This is a genomic window from Megamonas rupellensis DSM 19944 (genome assembly GCF_000378365.1).
Lineage (GTDB): Bacteria > Bacillota > Negativicutes > Selenomonadales > Selenomonadaceae > Megamonas > Megamonas funiformis.
Map to the genome: position 1 here is coordinate 1 of NZ_KB899630.1, position 2,165 is coordinate 2,165.

Genomic DNA, 2,165 nt, shown 5'->3' on the forward strand with positions numbered 1-2,165 from the left:
AGAATTTTAGCTACATGAGAAATAGAATCTCCTTTTAAAACCATTTTAATTGCTTTAACTTTAAATTCATTTGAGTATTTAGTCATAAAAAAACTACACCTCCAAAAGTTGTTTTTTGTCCAACTTTTGGGGTGCAGTTCACTTCTAAAGTGCTTTTTTTATTTATATTATGCTAAAGTATCACCTTTAAAATTATTTTGGTAAGAAGATTTTATTTCTCCGCGAGAAATTTCACGTTCCCAGAGACCAACAACAACTGTAGCAATACAGTTACCAAATATATTGCAGAATGTACGAGCCATATCCATGATACGGTCTACACCTAAGATAATAGCGATACCTTCTGTTGGAATACCAAAAGAAGCAGCTGTACCAGCAATTACGATGATAGAAGCGCCAGGAACACCGGCTATACCTTTAGTGGAAATCATAAGTGTAAGTAACATCATGATTTGTTGAGTAAGACCAAAATCAATATCATACATTTGAGCTAAGAAAATAACAGCTAGAGAACTATATAAAGTGGAACCATCAAGGTTGAAGGAATAACCTGTTGGCATAACGAATGTGATGACATGTTTTGGTAAACCTAATTTTTCTAAACATTTCATGGCAAGTGGTAAAGCAGCTTCACTACTTGCAGTGGAATAACCTAATAATAATGGTTCACGTAAAACTTTGAAGATATGCCAGAAATTTAATTTAGTGATGATAGAAGCAATAATTGCAAGGATGATTAAAAAGACGATTATTGCAAAATAAAGTGAAAATACTAATTTTCCAAGAGGAATAAGCATTTCTAAACCGAAAGTACCAACAGTATAAGAAATCATGGCAAAAATACCAATTGGTGCAAAAAGCATAACATAATGTGTAACTTTGAACATTGCTTCTGCTACACCACGACAACATTCAACAACAATTTTTCCTTTTTCGCCGATATGAGCAAGAGCTACACCGAAGAAACAGCTAAAGAAGATGATTTGTAACATATCGCTTTTAGCGCAAGCTTCAACAATGTTAGCAGGAATGATATTTAATAAGTGCATAGAAATACTAAAAGATTCTGCAGTAGCGGCAGCATTAGCACCGGCAGAAGCTCCAATGGAAGGAAGAGAAACGCCAACACCAGGTTGAAGTACATTTACGACTACAAGACCAACAACTAAAGCTAAACTACTAGCAACTTCGAACCAAATGATGGCTTTACCACCTAAACGACCAAGTTTTTTGAAATCACCAGTGCCAGCAATACCAATTATTAAAGTACTAAAAATAAGAGGTACAACGATCATTTTAATCATGCGAATGAACGCATCGCCTAATGGTTTTAATTGTGATCCGATATCAGGTAAAAAATAACCAAAGATAGCACCTAATACTAGCCCTAAAAATATTTGGGCTGTTAGATTAATGCGCAACTTTTTCATTAAAAAGACTCCTTTTTGAAATTTATTTTTTGCATAAAAACTGATTATATATTGTTATTTTATGCAGTTAACATATTAACAATATATTTAAAAACATATTTATTATTATAGTAGTAATGTTATGTTAAGTCAATGTAAAATCTAGATAAAACATTGTATACATTGTTTTAAGAGTAAAATTAGTTTGAATATTTATGAATTAATAATTTGCATAAAAACGCTATGGATAAATTTTAAATATATGTTAAAATAAAAAATATATTTAAATGAATAGGAATGAGATTAATGTTAACTTTAAAAACAGGTATAAAAGGACAAGCACAAATTAAAGTGGTTAAAGAAAATACAGCGAAAATAATGAAAAGTGGAACCTTGCCAGTTTTTGCAACTCCAGCGATGGTGGCGCTAATGGAAGAGGCTTCTTGCATGGCTTTAAAAGATTATTTGGAAGAAGGAGAAGGCACTGTAGGTATAAAATTGGATATATCACATATTGCACCAACTGCTTTAGATGATGTCGTAACAGCTACAGCTACTTTAGATAAAATAGAAGGTAGAAAATTAACTTTTATAGTTGAAGCAAAAGATACGCATAAAGTTATTGGTAAAGGAATACATGAAAGATTTATTATAAATAATGAAAAATTCATGAATAAATTACAAAAAAATTAATAATTAATAAAAAAGCTTTCTATTTATAGTGATGTGCACCCAAAATATTGGACATATTAATTA

Annotated in this window: 2 protein-coding genes; one reads left to right on the top strand and one right to left on the bottom strand. The window is 31.1% G+C overall.

Features of this window, described 5'->3' with window-relative positions; translation table 11 throughout:
- Positions 1-167: 167 nt before the first annotated feature.
- Positions 168-1,430, bottom strand: coding sequence for a dicarboxylate/amino acid:cation symporter (locus tag F553_RS0111520; protein WP_019000210.1), 1,263 nt, complete (start codon positions 1,428-1,430; stop codon positions 168-170).
- Positions 1,431-1,715: 285 nt separating this feature from the next.
- Between F553_RS0111520 and F553_RS0111525 the strand changes: the two genes are divergently transcribed.
- Positions 1,716-2,102, top strand: coding sequence for a thioesterase family protein (locus F553_RS0111525; protein WP_019000211.1), 387 nt, complete (start codon positions 1,716-1,718; stop codon positions 2,100-2,102).
- Positions 2,103-2,165: the final 63 nt, after the last annotated feature.

Bases quoted from the DNA above. Each gene is read 5' to 3' on its own strand.
- F553_RS0111525 (WP_019000211.1), top strand. From the start codon at position 1,716: ATGTTAACTTTAAAAACAGGTATAAAAGGACAAGCACAAATTAAAGTG.
- F553_RS0111520 (WP_019000210.1), bottom strand. From the start codon at position 1,430: ATGAAAAAGTTGCGCATTAATCTAACAGCCCAAATATTTTTAGGGCTA.